The sequence below is a fragment of the Nitrospira sp. genome, assembly GCA_029194535.1.
Classification (GTDB): domain Bacteria; phylum Nitrospirota; class Nitrospiria; order Nitrospirales; family Nitrospiraceae; genus Nitrospira_C.
In genome coordinates, this window is the sequence record JARFXR010000001.1 from 54855 (window position 1) to 71698 (window position 16844).

Consider the following 16844-nt stretch of genomic DNA (forward strand, 5'->3'; position numbering starts at 1 on the left):
GTCGTGACCCGCCGATGGACAAGCCCAGTACACACAGAGTAGGACGCTATGGGACGTATGCGGCGATCGCCGCCCTGTATGCCGGCATCGCTTGGCTCGACCTCATGCTTCCGCTCGGCATCGCGGTCTGGCCCCTCTATCTCTTTCCGCTCTGGCTTCTCTCGCGCTTGCGCCCTTTCGACGCGCGGGTCGTCTACGGTGGCTCCGGCCTGACGACGGGCCTCATCATCATCAATTTCCTGCTCTCCCCCTCCGGACCCTCCGCGTCGACCGCGGCTCTCAACCGAGGCATCGGCATCAGTCTCGTCTGGATCATCACGCTGCTGCTGGCGCGAGCCCGCCGCCAGGAGTCGGCGCTGCTGGAGAGCCAGGAACGGTTGCGGATGGCCCTGGACAGCGCCGGCCTCGGCATGTGGGACCAGGAGATGTCGTCGCGCAGGATCGTCTGGAACGAGCGGGCCTATGAGCTTCTCGGCTATCAGCCCCCGAAACCTGCCGCCGGCGAAGCCCTGTGGAAGGCCGCGGTACATCCGGCCGATGCGGAACAGGCCGCGGACGAGATCACGTACGCGCTGAAGGGACGATCGATCTATCGGCACGAGCATCGGATCATCCGCCGAGACACCGGCGAGATCCGCTGGATCGCGCCGTACGGGCGCTTTCTCTACGACGGATCCGGCCGCGCGCAGCGGTTCGTAGGCGTGTTTTCCGACATCACCGAGCGCAAACTGTCGGAGGAAGCCTTGCTGCAAAGCGAGGCCCAGTTTCGGATCAACTTCGAACTGGCCGCCGTCGGACAGGCGCAGGTCAGCGTCACCACCGGTCGATTCATCCGCGTGAACAACCGGTTTTGCGACATCGCCGGCTATCCCGCCGCCTCCTTGATGGGGATGACGCCTCACGATCTCACGCATCCCGACGACCGTTCGATCGACGGTCAACAGGTCGAGCGGCTGCTGCGCGGCGAAGTGGACGAATATCACTGCGAGAACCGCTATCTGCGCCAGGACGGCGACGTGCGGTGGGTGCGTGTGTCGGCCCGTCTGATCCGCAACGCGGCGGGAGGACCGGCGCGGACCATCGCCGTCGTGGAAGACATCACCGAACGCAAGGAAGCCGAGGCGGCGCTGCTGAGACTGACGCTGCATCTTGAACAGCGGGTCGAGGAGCGGACGAAAGCGTTGACGGAGTCCCAGCGTCGATTGCGCGCGCTGACGTCCGAATTGAATCTGACCGAGCAACGGGAACGGCGGCGGCTCGCGGGGGAACTGCACGACTATCTGGCCCAGTTGCTGGTCGTGGGGCGCATGAAGATCGGTCAGGCCCTCCAGCGAATCGGGCAGGGTGAGTCGCGCGAGCAGCTGACCGAAGCCGATCAGGCGCTGGACGAGTCCCTGACCTATACCCGCTCCCTGGTCGCACAGCTGGCCCCTCCGGTGTTACAGCAATTCGGCCTGTCTGCCGCGCTGTCGTGGCTCGGCGATGAGTTCCGCCGCCACGGCCTCAGCGTCACGGTGGAGGCGCCGCCTGAGCCGCCGCCGCTTTCGGCGGACCAAGCCGGCTTGCTCTTTCAATCGGTGAGGGAGCTGTTGATGAACGTCGTCAAGCACGCCAAGACCGACGCGGCCTTCGTCACGTTGCACTGCGAGCGCCGGCGACTGATCCTGACGGTTCAGGACAGGGGATCTGGTTTTGATCAAATCTTGGAGCAGGAGGCCAAAGACAAGCTCGGACTCTTCAGCGTGCGGGAACGGATGCACGCGCTCGGCGGCTCCTTTACCCTGGACTCCTCGCCGGGAACCGGCACGCTGGCCACGTTCATTCTTCCACTTACCACCGGAGAGTCCGCCTCGCCGGCAGAGGGGGAGCAGGAAGGGACCGACCGCGACAGGCCCGCCGCCGGTGGTGAGGGCCGATCGGGGCGCAATGGCGACACCGCCGAGGCCGGCGCATCCCGGCCGATTCGTGTCCTGCTCGTCGACGACCATACTTTGGTGCGCGAGGGACTCCGAAGCCTCCTCAGCGACTATCCGGATATCGAGGTGGTGGGCGAGGCGGGCAACGGAGAGGAAGCCGTCGAACTGTCAAGACATCTGCTCCCGCGCGTCATCGTCATGGACGTCAACATGCCGAAGATGGACGGCATCGAAGCCACGAGAATCATCGCCCGAAGCCTGCCGAGCGCGGTCATCGGGCTTTCGGTCAACGCGTCTCGGCGGGTACGCGATTCCATGAGCCAAGCCGGGGCATATGCGTTGCTGACGAAGGAATCCGTCGCGGAATCGCTCTATCGTACCATCAAGCGCGCCGCCGACGGCGCGATCGGACAGGACGACCAAGAAGTGTTGCCCTTTTCGGGGGCCGACACCCAGAGTTGAGCCGTGCGCCCTGGGGACGATCAGCGCGACACAGCCCCCTGTGCCTACCAGGTTTCGGGAGACGACAGATCCCATCCCATCATGAATGAAATTTGAGATAGGCTCTAGAGTCTCTCGGCTGTTCGTTCGTGGTTCGCCGCGGCCCGTCAGACATACAGCGTCAGAAGTACAGATGGATTCCGATGCCGTACCAGGAGACATGCTCGATATAGAATTGTCCGTCGGGGGAGGGACCGGCATAGTACTCGCCAAGGACCTGGATTCGGCGGTCTCCAATGCGGGCGTTCTCAAATTGCACGCCGGCCATGATGGATTGCCCGACGCCCCAGTTCGTCATTTGGTCGCACTGAAAATCGCCGTAGGCGACAGGACGAAGCACTCCGTCCAGGAACGTGCGGGGCGAAACCAACTCAACCCCCCATTGGGTCGTGGCGAGGCCGAGATCGTCGGGCTGGCGGTGGACCATGACGCCGCCGCCGCCGTACAGGCGCAGCCAGTCGAAGATCTCGTACGAGAGTTTCATGTCCAATTCCTCATAGCTCAAGTTGACCCGCGTGACGCCCGGATTACTCAGCAGGAATTCGTCGCCCAAATGCGAGCTCTGATGCTCAAGCCGCGCCATGAGGGAGAATCGGCCGTTTCGATAGCTGCTCAACATTCCCACCCGGTAATCGGCATTGACCAGATCGATGGAGGCCGAACTGATGTCAAAAATACTGAACACGCCGGCTTGGATGCCGAAATCCCACTGGCCGCCGAAAAAGGACCGGTTGCGATAGATCGCAAAGGTTTCGCCGAAATTGCCGCTAAAGACCTCGGAGAGATTCACCCCTTGCGTGAACTGTCGATAGCTCGCGCTGAAATGCGGCCAGCGGGGATCGGCATGGAGAGGAGAAAACAACAGCCCCCGGGGAAGCCATTTGGCATGCGGTTCGGGAATCGTGACCTGGGCACCCTCCAGGCTCGCGGGAATCGAGGCCGGATCGCCCGTGCGGAGGGTGACCCGAGTCACGCCGGGAATCTGGCGCAGGAAGGACTCGATCTTGTCACGGTCGACGTTGCCCAGCGTCCTTGCCGTGACGACCACGTCGCCGTTCCGGACCTCGACGACCGCATCGGTCACTCGGAACTCATGCTCGAGCATCGCCGATGCGTAGCCGGCGATAAATTCATCCGATGCGAGCGCCTGGCTTCCTCCCAGCCACAGGCAGTACCACAGCCCCAGGCCGAGGACCCAGCTTGTCACCCTGACGGCGTTTGTCGGCCTAATCGGAAATGTCATCCTTCCGTTCACCGTACCGTTCCGGAACCTTCCTGAGGAACTGCTCCTTCGGCATTCATGCTGTCGCCACTCATCCCGGATTCCGCAGTAGCAACCGAGAGATTGACTTCGAATGTCATTTCGACCAACGGGAGAAATCTGTTCTCATTTCCAAGCGTGAGAATTTCTCACGGAGCCTGCCCTGAGTGAAGCCGAAGGGTTCGAAATGACAAGGCGATCAGGGGCTGATCGTCTGATGTCCAGACTGGTGGAGCACGCCTCGCCCTTCCAAACCCACAGGCTCAAATCCAACTGCGGAATCCGGGCTAATTATTACTGCGTCGCTGTTTCTTACTCAATATCTTGTAGCCCATCGCGCCGCGCTGGAGACAGGCCATGAACCCCACGGGATATTCTCCGCGTAACGCGCTGGAGTCGGATAGGACGGGATGCCGCCTGAGCGGACTGCGCGGGAGCGCCGATAGGGTGCATGGTCAGAGTGGAAACGACCGGGCCGGATGCTTGATGGGCAGGGTGGTGCTGATCTGCATGACGGCCAGGGAACGGCCTTTTAAGTCGTAGTGCGTGCCTTCCGTGACGAGGGGCGCACGAGCGGGAATGAGGTCCTGCGTGGTATCGACCACCAACCGCCAGCGGTCGCTCGCCGGATGGGGAGGCAGCATGAATGAAATGGGTTCGTGGTGGGCGTTCATGAGAATCAGGAACGTGTCGTCGTGGATGGCGCTGCCCAGATGGTCCTTTTCCTCGATGCGATCTCCGGCCAGACGCACGCCGAGGCAGCGGACATATCCCAGCTGCCAATCCGCTTCGGTCATTTCCTTGCCGTCCGGCCGAAACCAGGACAGATCCTTGATATCGGCGCCGTAGATGCTGCGTCCCTGGAAGAACTGCCGTCGCCGGAAGACGGGATGCGCGGCCCTCAGCATGATCAGGGCGCTGGTGAACGCAAACAATGCCTGCTCTTCGTTCGATGCTTCCCAATTAAACCAACTGATCTCGTTGTCCTGACAGTAGGCGTTGTTGTTGCCGTCTTGGGTCCTCCCGATTTCGTCGCCGCCGCACAGCATCGGAACGCCCTGCGACAGCAAAAGGGTCGCCAGCATGTTGCGCTGCTGACGGACCCGCAGCTCGCGGACGGCGGGATCGCCGGAGGGACCTTCGGCCCCGCAATTCCAGCTTTGGTTGTCGTCCGACCCGTCCGCATTGCCTTCGAGATTTGCGTCATTGTGCTTGTGGTTGTACGACACCAGGTCGCGCAGTGTGAACCCGTCATGGGCCACCACGAAATTGATGCTGGCGAATGGGCGCCGTCCGCTGGCCTCGTACAGATCGCTGCTGCCGGACAGCCGGTAGCCGAGTTCACTGACCTGCCCGCCATCGCCCTTCCAGTAGCGCCGGATGGAATCGCGGTACTTGCCGTTCCATTCGGCCCACCCGGCGGGAAAATTTCCGACCTGGTAGCCGCCTTCCCCGATGTCCCAGGGCTCGGCGATTAATTTGACCTGCGACAGCACGGGATCCTGATGGATGATGTCGAAGAACCCGCCGAGCCGATCGACGTCGTGAAGCTCGCGCGCGAGCGTGGAGGCGAGATCGAAACGGAATCCGTCGACATGCATCTCCAGCGTCCAATACCGGAGGCTGTCCATGATCAATTGCAACGTCCGCTGGTGACACACGTTGAGCGTGTTTCCAGTGCCCGTATAGTCCATATAATAGCGGGGCTGGTCCGGCACCAGCCGGTAATAGGCCGCATTGTCGAGGCCGCGGAAGGAGAGGGTGGGCCCGAGTTGGTTGCCCTCGGCCGTGTGGTTGTACACCACATCGAGGATGACTTCGATGCCGGCGCTATGCAGGGTCTTGACCATGCTCTTGAATTGGTTCACTCCGAGTTCCGGCTGGGCGGCGTACCGCAGATCGGGGGCGAAGTAGCCGATCGTGTTGTACCCCCAATAGTTGGTCAGCCCCTTGTCGACCAGATGCTTGTCCGCGACGAACGCGTGTACCGGCAGGAGTTCGATGGCTGTGACGCCCAGGCGTTGCAAATATTCGATCACGGGTCTCGTGGCCAAGCCCGCATACGTGCCGCGCAACGCCTCGTGGATGAGGGGATGCCGCATCGTGAATCCCTTGACGTGCATCTCATAAATCACCGTTTCGCTCCAGGGACGACGAAGCGGCCCGTCGCCTCCCCAGGTGAAGGCCTCCTCGATCACCACGGATTTCGGAACCTGCGACGCATTGTTGCGCGCATCGAACGACAGGTCGGTATCGGCGTCCCCGATCCGATAGCCGAACATCGAATCGGACCACTGTAGCGCGCCGTTCAGCGCCTTGGCATAGGGATCGATCAGCAGCTTGTTCGGATTGAATCGGTGCCCGGCCAGCGGCTCGTACGGACCATGGACTCGGTACCCGTAGAGCTGGCCCGGCCTGGCCTCCGGAAGAAAGACGTGCCAGACCTGGTTCGTGCGTTCCTCCAGGCGGATGATGTGTGTTTCCTTCTCCTGGTCGGGTCGATCGAACAAACAGAGATCGACTCCGGTGGCGTTCTCGGAAAACAGCGCGAAGTTGACGCCTTCACCGTCCCAGGTCGCTCCGAGCGGATAGGGATGACCCGGTCGTACGGTGATGTTTGTCATGCACGCCCTCCTCGTACCGATACCGACGAACGCGGTGCAGCTCGACCCCGCCTCGTTCTCCACAACCAGAGGGGCACCCGACGATGATGCTTCACTTCCGTCGCCTGCGTCAGCCTCGATGGGCATCGCTCCCCACCGAGGAGAACCCCGAGCTGCTCCGCTTCCGTGGACCTGAGATACAGCCCTCCGCGACGATGCCGCCCCGTTCCATCATTGAGCACCGCGGTTGAGCACGCTACTCCGGGGGGATCATCACGCGGCACTGGGAATTTCCCCAGGTTCCAGGAGAAACTAGGGACAGGCCTAGTTTCTGCGAACAGTCACGTCGGAGATAATGTCTTTAACGCTTACGGAGGGCCCGTCTTGAAACGGTCGGAAGACCTATACGATGATAGGGGTGTGCCTGGACAACCGCCCGTCGAGTCGGGATGGGAGAGTGCTGTACCCATGAAGACGACAAGGGTCCTCTTGGTCGATGATCATCCGCTCGTGCTGGAAAGCATCCGCCAACTCCTTGAGCCTTATTTCACCATCGTCGGAACCGTGCAGGATGCGGGGAACATCATCGGCAAGGCCGTGGAGTGCCGGCCGGACGTCGTCCTTCTCGATGCCTGCATGCCGGGCATAAGCGGGTTCGCCGCGACCAAGCAGCTGAAGAAATTGTTGCCGTCGGTCAAGATCGTGTTGGTCACCATGCTCACCGAAGCCGTCGCGATCAGTGAAGCGTTCCGGGCCGGCGCCACCGGTTATGTCCTCAAACAATCGGCCTCGGATGAGCTGCGTGCGGCCATCGACAGCGTCCTGGCCAACAAGCGATTTCTCTCGTCGACGATCGATCCCGAGGTCCGTGAGGCGATGGAACACGAATGGTTCAGGCCGGAAGGCTTCTCAAGCGATCTGACCGCCCGCCAGCGAGAGATCCTGGTGCTCCTGGCCGACGGCCGATCCACGAAGCTGATCGCCCAAGAGCTGAAGATTTCGATGAAAACCGTGGAATTTCACAAAGCCAACATCACTCGAAAACTCGGGGTGCATACCACGTCCGATCTCATCAAGTTTGCGCTCGCCCAAGGCATCACCACCCTCTAAAGAAAGTGCTGAGTGCTGAGTTTCGAGCGCTGAGCACGAGCCGAGAGGCTCAGGACTGAGCACTCAGGACTCAGCACTTTTTCAGTGAATCGAGGTCAGCCCCGCCGCGATGGCATATTTTGTCAACTCCGCCGCAGTCCGCAAGCGCAACTCCTTCATGATCCTGGTCTTGTGAAACTCGACCGTCTTCACCGATACGTTGAGGATGGAGGCGATTTCCTTGGTCGCTTTTCCTTCCGCCACAAGCTGCAAGACCTCCCGCTGACGTGAACTTAGGGTCGGCGCGAAGGCCCGATCCGCATCGACAGACGTCGCCGCAGAGGACTTGTTGACCGCCTGGTCGACCAGACTCTGCGCCACCATCGGCGACACGAACGTCCGTCCCTTAATGACCTCGCGAATCGCCTGGACCAATTCCGATCCGACGGATTGTTTGAGCACATAGCCGGACGCGCCCACTCGAAACGCCTGTGTGACGAAGTTTTGCTCCGAATGCATGGTGAGCACGATGATCTTGAGATCCGGCTGGTGTTTCTTGAGTTGGACCGACGCGTCCAGGCCGTTCAACAACGGCAACGAAATGTCGACCACCACGATGTCCGGCTGCAGCCTCGCAGCCTCCGCGACGAGCGCGCGTCCGTCTGCGACGATGCCGACCAATTGGAATTCCGGCTCGAGCAGCTTCTGAATTCCTTCGGCGACCAACACGTGATCGTCGGCCAAGAGGATGCGATAGGTATCCGCCATGATAGCCTCGCTGCGACAGGGTGGAATCGATCTGCCGGATATGGAAGAAGTGTACCGAGAGTCACTGGTGCGACTCAAGGACCTCGCGAAAGCCCCTGTCGTGGACCGGCAAACGGCACTAGGGACGCCCCGGAAGCCTGGATGAAACACCCTCGATCACCGACCGGTTTCTCCGAAGGCCCGATCGCCCCGAACGATCCCTGCCGCCGGGACAGGTTGTCCGTTGTATCGACCAGCCGGGACAACTTGTCTCCTGCGAGCACCCCACTGGTCCATGTCGGGCCCAAATGCTCGACTCGGCGAACTTACTTGATGGTAACGGGCCAGCTTGCCATGAGAAACACGGATATGTGTCATTTCCGTGGAGGCGGGAATCCAGTCAAGGCCTTCTGCTCAGCATGAAATCGTGATCGAAGAGGAGATGCCCGCCTTCTTGAGCATGACACAGGAGGAAACCGACCCCCTGCCCTCTTGATGAGGGTTTTGCCAAGCCGTCCCGTATCATGCTATTAGGTACGATTCGAGCAAGATCCTTTCCCTTCATCTATGGGTGAACGATGCTGAATCAATCATGGACACTGAAGCTTGCTCTGGCATGTCTGTGCATGGGCGCACTCGGCGCGACGGTCGGGTGCGCCAAGCGCGCCCTCTCTTCCGCCGGCGAACAACAATCGCCGGCCGCCAAAGCAGCTCCGGTCGAGACCATCGTGCCGGAGAAGATCGTGACCTTCCCCGACCACCAGCCGGCTCCGGCCCCGCCTCATGCCGTCGGCGGTTCCTCGGTCGCCGCGGCGGGCGGTGAACAGTCTCCCCTCGATTCAGGACCGCACCAGGCCGCCGCACAGACGGCTCCCGATTCACACCCGCCCCAGGCCGCCCCAACGCCGGAATCGCCGGCGAGCGCCGCGGCATTGGAGACCGAGCCAGTCCTGACCGACATCTTTTTCGACTTGGATCGCTATACGATCAGAGCCGACGCCCGTTCCGTGCTGGAGACGAACGCGCTGGTCATCAACAATCTTTCGGGTAAATCCGTCGTGATCGAAGGACATTGCGATGAACGCGGAACGCAGGCCTACAATCTTGTCCTGGGGGAAAAGCGGGCCAAGTCGACCAAACATTACCTCGAAGATCTCGGCATACCGGCGGCGAAGTTGAAGATCATCAGTTACGGGGAGATACGCCCGTTGTGTGATCAACACGAAGAACGCTGCTGGCAAAAAAACCGCCGCGCGCATTTCACCGTGCAATGATCCATCCCAGAAATCAGAAGGGCGGGGTGTCTGGCCCGACGCGGGCCGAGGTCCGGCTTCCGGCCGGGGTTGTCAATCGACCGCGCTCCGGAAGGCTGAGGCGCAGCGCCCTGGCGGCGGTCCTATGTCTCTGTCTCTGCATTATGATCCAGCTGCTCGGGGTCGCCGGCACGTGGCTGATCCAGGCGCCGTCCTCCGAGCTCCTGGGCACGTCGATCTTGGAAGGATTTCCCATCCCGACGACCGCTGTACAGCCTCCACCCGTCGCCGCCATCGTGGCGGCTCAGGACACCTTGTCGTCCTTGCATCTGCCTGTACTCACGCTCACGCTGTTTCATCCTCCGCTTCGCTGACCCAGGGAGACACGCGCAAGCGAGCCGTCCCGAGGGAAACGACCCGCATCCGCCGGACCAGGTTAACGCAACACACGAGAGGGAGCATTGACCATGATATGGGCACGTGTCGGTCTTCTCATCCTGATCGCGAGCTGTACGCTCCAAGCCTGCGGGCATTCCCCGATGTCGGACAGCCGGGGGGCCGTCCGGACAATCCGCATTTCGGACATCGTGAAGCCCTCGACCGTCTATGCCCGCTCCGGCGAGGAGATCCGTTGGGAGAATCTTCGGGCCACCCCGGTGCGAATCGGGTTTCTCCACGGGAGGCTGCTTGAAGAATTGGGGTGCAAGAAGGGCGTGAGTTCGTTCCTCGGAGAAGTCAGCGACACCATCACGATCGGGCCGGGAGAATCGGCCAGCCTCTGTCCGCTGCGATCCGGGACCCTGCAGTTCAACGTGTGGTTCGATGCGGACAACCCGCGAGGCGAGATCAGCCCGACCGCGACCATCCACGTCGAAGCCCGCAAATGAAGGACCCGTGCCAGCTCTTTGGCTCCATCACTCAGCACCTTCACAGCACGTCGCTCCACGGGGGGCTGACGGCAAAGGTGGCGTTGATCATGCCTACATGAGAATAGGCTTGAGGAAAGTTCCCCGACTGGATGTTCACCCCCGGCATGAAGTGTTCCGAGAACAGCCCGACGTGATTGGCGGCGGCTTGCACGCGATCCAGAATGCTTCGCGCCTCGGCAAGCCGGCCCAGGCGGGCCAGAGCTTGCGCGATCCAAAAGGAGCAGATCACGAACGCGGACTCCGGTTTTCCGAAATCGTCCTTGCGAACGTACCGGTAAAAAAACCCTGTCTCCGTACCGTCGCGCTTCATGGCCAGGTCGTCGACGATGTGCAGGACGGTCGACTCGCATAGGTGGCGATCCGGATAGCCCAAGATGGCGAGTTGCGAGAGGGCCGCATCGTGGCTAGAATCAGTCGGACCGTTCCGAAGCGCTCCCTCCTGCACGCCCTTGAGCAAGGCCTGGGCCGCCTGAAGCCGGGCGGCGGTCAAATCTAACGGAATCGAACGGAGGTGCCCCGCTTGCTGAATACGCTCGAGACGTTCCAGCCCGGCCCAGCAGAGCAGGTTCGTGAAGGAATGCTCCTGCCAGCCGCCGCGGATTTCCCACAAGCCCGCGTCCCGCTGGCCGATGCCGCGGACGCACAGGTGCGCCAGGTGACCCAGGAGGCCGTCCAGATCCTTGGTGCGCAGATCGAAAAACCGTTCATCGAAGAAAATCGGCGTGAAGGTCAGGATCATCTCTCCGTAGGCATCGTTTTGAATCTGGTCGGCGGCCTGATTGTGACTGCGGACCGGAGTGCTCCCACGGTAGCCGGCCCAGTTGGCATGCTCGATCTCGGGAAGCGGGAGCCCCTGGCTGAGGGTATAGACGGGCCTCAATCGGTCGCGGGAATGTTCATGGGTATGGGCGATGTTGAGGAGAAAGTTCAGGAAGGCTTCCATCTCCTCGAAGTGCCCCAGATTGTTGAACGCGGTCAGGGCGAAGTAGGCGTCCCGAAGCCAGCAATAGCGATAGTCCCAATTGCGGGGACCGCCCGCTTCTTCCGGCAGACTGGTCGTCATGGCGGCAAGAATGGCGCCCGTATCCTCGAAGCAATGGAGCTTCAAGGCCAAGGCGGAGCGGATGACCGCCTGTTGGTGGAGCAGCGGAACGGAGCAATGCTTGACCCACGTCCGCCAGTAGCGGGCCGTTTGCTCGAGGAAGTCATGGGTGACCTTGATGAGATCGTCCTCGATGCCCAACCCCCAGGTCAGGCCGAAATAGAATTTGCGCGTCAGCGCAACCGGAATCTCGTCGCAGAGATAGGTCAGCGGCATGTTGGTCAGCAACCGAAGGGATTCCCCGCGGATGTCGTAGCGGAGGTGATTGTTCCCTCTCACGGGAGGCACGGGGGCCTTGTCCCACCCGGACACCGGTTGACAACTGACCCGGATGGCCGGCGTGCCGTGAAGCGGTTCGACCAGCCTGAACAGCGCCGCCGGACGGTAGATACGGCCGTACTGCTCGAAGCGCGGGCAAAAATCGGTGATTTGAAACGCGTCGCCGTTGGCGCTGGTGACCGTCGTGATCAGGATGTTGGTATTCGGCAGATACTGTTGGCTCGTGGTGGGTTCCTTGGCCCCGGCCGGGCTCATGATCGAGAAATGACCCCCGTCAGGATCGAGGAGCCGGCCGAAGATCGGAGGGCTGTCGGGACGGGGCGCGCACATCCATTCCACGGCGCCCGCGACGCTGATCAGCGCGGAGGTCTGGCAATTGCCGATGAGACCGTAGGGGTACACCCTCCCACCATAGGCGATTTCCCGACCGAAGTAAACGAGAGGTGAATGTATGCGCTTATCCTTGCGATTTCTTTTTCCCCTCGCCCTCGTGCTGGCCGGTCTGGCTTATGCGGTCATTCCCCTGGTCGACAGCCTGACCTTGAAATGGTTCGTGCGGGATCTGGAAATCCGATCCCAACTCATCGGTCGCATGGTCGAAGCCCCGCTGGCGGATCTCCTGGCCTCCGACTCCAAGACCAAACTGTTGAACTATCTGCACCGCATCATCCAGGACGAGCGACTCTTCGCCGTCGGTTTCTGCGACCGGGACAACCGTCTGGCCTATAAGACCCTGACGTATCCCGATTCGATTCCCTGCGACGGTCCCGGGACGATCAAGGCGGAACAGACCGCCATGCTGCGGCTGCCTCACGGCGCGGTCCACGTGTCCGCCGTAGGCATCGAAGCCAGCGGGCGGCAGATAGGCCGCTTGATGCTCGTGCACGACATGAGCTGGGTGCAACGACGCAGCACCGACACGAAGTGGTACCTCTTCTATCTGTTCGCGGTCATCGGCGCGGTGATCTCGCTGGTGACGGTGCTTGTCGCACATTTGAGCTGGCGCGGATGGGTGGCGGGCGTTCAATCCATGCTGCAGGGCGAAGGCCTGGTCGCCCTCATCAAGAACCAGAGTCACCATTCCGAACTGCAGCCGGTGGCTCAGGATCTTCGTGCATTGATCAATGATCTCGAAGCCGACAAGCGCATGCGCGACGAAAGTCAGATGAGCTGGACCCCGGCTACACTGAAGGCCATCCTCCACGATCATCTGGCCGGCGACGAGGTGCTGATCGTGTCGAACCGCCAGCCGTACATTCACATGTGGAATGGGCCGCACATGGAAGTTCAGGTTCCCGCCAGCGGCGTCGTGACCGCTCTGGAGCCCGTGATGCGCGCCTGTTCGGGCGTCTGGATCGCGCATGGTAGTGGAACCGCGGATCGAGAAGTGGTCGACGCCCGCGCCCACGTGCGGGTGCCTCCGGAGCATCCGGCCTATGAGATCCGGCGCATCTGGCTGTCGCCGGAAGAAGAAGACGGATACTACTATGGGTTCGCCAACGAAGGCCTGTGGCCCCTCTGCCACCTCGCCCATGTGCGCCCCGTCTTCCGTACCTCGGATTGGGAACGGTACAAGGAAATCAACGAGCGCTTCGCGATGGCGGTGCTGGAAGAGGCCAAGACCGACAATCCGGTGGTGCTCGTGCAGGACTACCATCTCGCCTTGGTCCCGAAGATCGTGCGCGATCATCTGCCCCATGCGACCATCATCACCTTCTGGCATATTCCCTGGCCGAATCCCGAGCGCTACGCGATCTGTCCCTGGCACCGTGAAATTCTCGAAGGCCTGCTCGGCAGCAGCATTCTGGGATTCCACACGCGCTTCCATTGCAGCAACTTCATCAATACGGTCGACCGCTCCCTGGAGGCCAGAATCGACTGGGACAGCTCCACGATTTCCCACGGCGGCAAGCTGACCACCGTCAAGCAGTACCCTATCTCGATCGCTTGGCCGACTCGGGGACAGCCGGAGCAGCCCTCGGTCCCAAGCTGCCGAACGCACATCCGAGCCATCAACGGCCTGTCCCACAGCCATCGCCTGGGGGTCGGGGTCGAGCGCCTGGATTACACCAAAGGCATTCTGGAGCGGTTTCTCGCCATCGAACGGCTGTTGGAGCTGGAACCCGAATGGATCGGTTCGTTCTCGTTCGTGCAGATCGCGGCGCCCAGCCGGTCCAAGATCGACGAGTACCGGCAGCTCACGGAGCAGGTCGTCGCCACGGCGGAGCGCATCAACCATCGGTTCGGACGGGAAGATTATCGTCCAATCCACTTGCGGATCGAGCACCATGACCCGGAGGAAGTCACGACCTACTACCGGGGCGCCGACTTCTGCATCGTCAGCAGCCTGCACGACGGCATGAATCTCGTCGCCAAGGAATTCGTGGCGGCGCGTGATGATGAGGAAGGCGTCTTGATCCTCAGTCAATTCACGGGCGCCGCGACGGAGCTGCCGGACGCGCTGGTGGTGAATCCCTACAACATCGATCAATGCGCCGCGGCGTTGCATGTCGCGTTGAAGATGCCGCCGGTCGAACAGCGCGCGCGGATGCGCAGCATGCGCGGGATTGTCCAGGAGTTCAACGTCTATCGCTGGGCGGGCCGGATGCTGATGGACGCCGCCCGCATGCGACAGCGCGCCCGCGTCGCCCGCCAAACGGGTGCGCGCGACATCCGCACCAGCACCAGAGGCCAAGCATGATCCATCTGCTGTCGGAGCAGGGACGACGTGCGCTCGGCGGCCTGGCGGCCCGGCCGCTTCTGTATGCATTCGATTTCGACGGTACGCTCGCTCCCATCTCGCCCGACCGGGACGGCGTCACCCTACCGCTCGGAACGGGCGGACAGCTCACGGAACTGGCCAAGCGCGCGGCCTGCGCGATCATCTCCGGGCGGGCGTTGGCCGATCTGACGCCGCGCGTGAACGGTTCGGTTCCGCACCTGATCGGCAACCACGGCATCGAGGGCCCGCTGTCGAGTCGGGAGACCCTCCGGCTGGCGGAGGACGTCTGCGAGCGATGGCGGCGCCAGATCGCGAACGGACCGTCCCGCTCGATGGCGGCAGCGGGCGCCGAGATCGAGGACAAGCGCTACACGCTCACCATCCACTTTCGCCGCGCGCTCGACGCCGCCGCCGCCAGCGCTCAGGTGCTCCAAATCCTCAACCGATTGACACCCGCGCCTGTCCTGATCATGGGCAAGCAGTCGGTCAACGTCCTGCCTCACGGCCAGGCCGGCAAGGGATCCGCGGCCTCGGCGTTGATGACGCATCTCCGTCGTGACGGTCTCTTCTACATCGGGGACGACGAAACGGACGAATCGGTGTTCTCGCTGACCGAGGGTCTGGTCATGGGAGTGCGTGTCGGGCGGGAGGCCGGCTCACGCGCGCGCTACTACCTGGATCATCAAGGCGAAGTGGCGGACATGCTCATGCTGCTGATCCGTGGCCTGGACCTCTCGACGGCTTCGCGCGAGGCCGGCCATGCGCCTCATGTTCACAAGCGATCTCACGGCTCGTGATCCGGCACCTCCACGATTGCCGTCCGGCCTCGTTCCTCTGCCCGCGCTTCGACGATGGGCCCTGCTCTTGCGCCGAGATCGAACCGCATCGACCGAGGGGCCGCTCGGGCCTTGATTTGACGCCTGGCGAGGCGCGGGAGCGGGGCGGGCTGTTGCAAAAGGCGACGGCAGCACTTACCCTCTCGGGTATGAGGCGGCGCGCCGGCGCGGCGACCTATCCGATTCGATCGAAAAGGGACGACTCATGACGGAAGAGTGGGGAGCCGTCCTCGTCGTGGACGACGACGAGGACTTGCGAGAGACGATTTCCGACCTGTTGAAGGACCGTGGACATCACGTCACGACGGCCGGCGGCGGCTCAGAGGCCTTGGGGAGATTGAAGGAGGCCGATTACGTCGCGGTGCTGACCGATCTCCGTATGAAAGGCGTGGAGGGCCTGGAACTCCTGGTCGAGATCAAGCGTCTCTATCCGGACATCGGGGTGGTCTTGATGACGGCGTTCGGATCGGTGGAAACGGCGGTCGAGGCGATGAAGTACGGGGCGAGCGATTACCTCACCAAACCGGTGAAGAAGGACGAGCTGCTTCGTGTGATCGAACGGGTGATCCGCGAGGCCTCTCTGCGACGGGAAGTCGGCCGGCTCCGGAAAGAGGTGCACAAGGAATATAGTTTTCATCAGATCCTGGGTAGGAGCAAACCCATGCTGGCCCTCTTCGACCTGATCAAACGGGTCGCGGACAGCCCGACCAACATCCTGATCACCGGAGAAAGCGGCACCGGGAAGGAACTCGTCGCAAAAGCCATTCACTATAACAGCGACCGGAAGGAGTCGTCTTTCGTGCCGGTCAATTGTGCCGCGATTCCGGATCAATTATTGGAGAGCGAGCTGTTCGGCCATGTCCGCGGCGCGTTCACCGACGCCAAGATGGACAAACGGGGGTTGTTCGAGGAGGCACAGAGGGGGACGATCTTCCTGGACGAAATCAGCGAGCTCCCGTTGATGCTGCAGGCCAAGCTGCTCCGGGCCATCCAGGAAAAGGAGATCCGGAGAGTCGGCGCCACAAGGCCGGTCGATGTCGACGTGCGCGTGATCGCGGCGACCAATCTGAACCTCACGGAAGAGGTGAAGGCCAAGCGGTTCCGCGACGACTTATACTATCGCTTGAATGTCATCGAGTTGAAGCTGCCTCCCCTCCGGGAGCGGCGGGAAGACATCCCCTTGCTGGTTGAGGCCTTTCTGAACAAGTGCGGCGAGGCGCGCTGTATGCGCGTCAAAGGGGTGGGGGAATCCGCGTTGGCCATGTTGATCGATTATGACTGGCCGGGCAACGTCCGAGAACTGGAGAATGTGATCGAACGGGCGGTGACCTTGAGTCGAGGCGACAAGATCCTGCCGGACGACCTGCCTGCGGCGATTCAGGGATCGCGCGGCGACCGCCGCGTCCTCGATGAGGCGGCCGAAAAAACCCTGCCGCTGCACGAGGTTGAAAAAGAATATATCCGGAAGATCCTGGAAAAGACGGGGGGCAACAAGTATCGGGCCGCGCTCCTGCTGGGCATCGACCGCAAGACCCTCTACCGCAAGCTCGACGAAATTGAGGGGACGGGGCAGGCGGCGGAATCGGCGCAATCGGATGGGTGAGAC

The 16844-nt window shown here is 61.9% G+C and carries 12 protein-coding genes; 8 read left to right on the forward strand and 4 right to left on the reverse strand.

Going from position 1 to position 16844, the window contains the following annotated elements; all coding sequences use genetic code 11:
• The first annotated feature begins 14 nt into the window (after positions 1-14).
• Positions 15-2378 carry a PAS domain S-box protein gene (locus P0111_00230; protein MDF0642427.1) on the forward strand — a complete coding sequence of 788 codons (2364 nt, stop codon included), beginning with the start codon at positions 15-17 and terminating at the stop codon, positions 2376-2378.
• A 160-nt stretch (positions 2379-2538) separates the two neighbouring features.
• On the opposite strand, the gene P0111_00235 is transcribed toward P0111_00230, so the two are convergent.
• Positions 2539-3660, reverse strand: a complete 1122-nt coding sequence (locus tag P0111_00235; GenBank protein ID MDF0642428.1) for a DUF1207 domain-containing protein — start codon at positions 3658-3660, stop codon at positions 2539-2541.
• Between the two features lie 473 nt (positions 3661-4133).
• Complete coding sequence (gene glgX / locus P0111_00240; protein MDF0642429.1) at positions 4134-6302, reverse strand: glycogen debranching protein GlgX; 2169 nt, start codon at positions 6300-6302, stop codon at positions 4134-4136.
• 447 nt (positions 6303-6749) lie between these two features.
• Between glgX and P0111_00245 the strand changes: the two genes are divergently transcribed.
• Entirely contained in the window at positions 6750-7391 is a 642-nt protein-coding gene (locus tag P0111_00245) for a response regulator transcription factor (GenBank protein MDF0642430.1), read from the forward strand.
• An 81-nt stretch (positions 7392-7472) separates the two neighbouring features.
• Here the strand turns inward: P0111_00245 and P0111_00250 are convergent, their stop codons facing one another.
• Positions 7473-8138, reverse strand: a complete 666-nt coding sequence (locus tag P0111_00250) for a response regulator transcription factor (protein MDF0642431.1) — start codon at positions 8136-8138, stop codon at positions 7473-7475.
• 605 nt (positions 8139-8743) lie between these two features.
• Here P0111_00250 and P0111_00255 point away from each other — a divergent pair.
• The 3 genes from P0111_00255 to P0111_00265 all read left to right on the forward strand — a co-directional run bounded on the left by P0111_00255 (position 8744) and on the right by P0111_00265 (position 10257).
• Positions 8744-9391, forward strand: coding sequence for an OmpA family protein (locus P0111_00255; GenBank protein ID MDF0642432.1), 648 nt, complete (start codon positions 8744-8746; stop codon positions 9389-9391).
• Between the two features lie 26 nt (positions 9392-9417).
• Positions 9418-9744, forward strand: a complete 327-nt coding sequence (locus P0111_00260) for a hypothetical protein (protein MDF0642433.1) — start codon at positions 9418-9420, stop codon at positions 9742-9744.
• A gap of 93 nt (positions 9745-9837) precedes the next feature.
• The gene (locus P0111_00265; protein ID MDF0642434.1) at positions 9838-10257 is read left to right on the forward strand and encodes a hypothetical protein; all 420 of its coding nucleotides are present in this window, start codon (positions 9838-9840) and stop codon (positions 10255-10257) included.
• Between the two features lie 40 nt (positions 10258-10297).
• On the opposite strand, the gene P0111_00270 is transcribed toward P0111_00265, so the two are convergent.
• Complete coding sequence (locus P0111_00270) at positions 10298-12082, reverse strand: glycoside hydrolase family 15 protein (GenBank protein ID MDF0642435.1); 1785 nt, start codon at positions 12080-12082, stop codon at positions 10298-10300.
• Positions 12083-12131: 49 nt separating this feature from the next.
• On the opposite strand from P0111_00270, the gene P0111_00275 reads away from it, so the two are divergent.
• The 3 genes from P0111_00275 to P0111_00285 all read left to right on the forward strand — a co-directional run bounded on the left by P0111_00275 (position 12132) and on the right by P0111_00285 (position 16841).
• Entirely contained in the window at positions 12132-14381 is a 2250-nt protein-coding gene (locus P0111_00275) for a trehalose-6-phosphate synthase (GenBank protein MDF0642436.1), read from the forward strand.
• Positions 14378-15199, forward strand: coding sequence for a trehalose-phosphatase (gene otsB / locus P0111_00280; protein ID MDF0642437.1), 822 nt, complete (start codon positions 14378-14380; stop codon positions 15197-15199). Before P0111_00275 ends, otsB begins: the two co-directional genes overlap by 4 nt.
• 244 nt (positions 15200-15443) lie before the next feature.
• The gene (locus P0111_00285; protein ID MDF0642438.1) at positions 15444-16841 is read left to right on the forward strand and encodes a sigma-54 dependent transcriptional regulator; all 1398 of its coding nucleotides are present in this window, start codon (positions 15444-15446) and stop codon (positions 16839-16841) included.
• Positions 16842-16844: the final 3 nt, after the last annotated feature.

Excerpts from the sequence above, each read along its gene's own strand:
- P0111_00230 (MDF0642427.1), top strand. The coding sequence starts at position 15 with ATGGACAAGCCCAGTACACACAGAGTAGGACGCTATGGGACGTATGCG.
- P0111_00235 (MDF0642428.1), bottom strand. The coding sequence starts at position 3,660 with ATGACATTTCCGATTAGGCCGACAAACGCCGTCAGGGTGACAAGCTGG.
- glgX (MDF0642429.1), bottom strand. The coding sequence starts at position 6,302 with ATGACAAACATCACCGTACGACCGGGTCATCCCTATCCGCTCGGAGCG.
- P0111_00245 (MDF0642430.1), top strand. The coding sequence starts at position 6,750 with ATGAAGACGACAAGGGTCCTCTTGGTCGATGATCATCCGCTCGTGCTG.
- P0111_00250 (MDF0642431.1), bottom strand. The coding sequence starts at position 8,138 with ATGGCGGATACCTATCGCATCCTCTTGGCCGACGATCACGTGTTGGTC.
- P0111_00255 (MDF0642432.1), top strand. The coding sequence starts at position 8,744 with ATGGGCGCACTCGGCGCGACGGTCGGGTGCGCCAAGCGCGCCCTCTCT.
- P0111_00265 (MDF0642434.1), top strand. The coding sequence starts at position 9,838 with ATGATATGGGCACGTGTCGGTCTTCTCATCCTGATCGCGAGCTGTACG.
- P0111_00275 (MDF0642436.1), top strand. The coding sequence starts at position 12,132 with ATGCGCTTATCCTTGCGATTTCTTTTTCCCCTCGCCCTCGTGCTGGCC.
- otsB (MDF0642437.1), top strand. The coding sequence starts at position 14,378 with ATGATCCATCTGCTGTCGGAGCAGGGACGACGTGCGCTCGGCGGCCTG.
- P0111_00285 (MDF0642438.1), top strand. The coding sequence starts at position 15,444 with ATGACGGAAGAGTGGGGAGCCGTCCTCGTCGTGGACGACGACGAGGAC.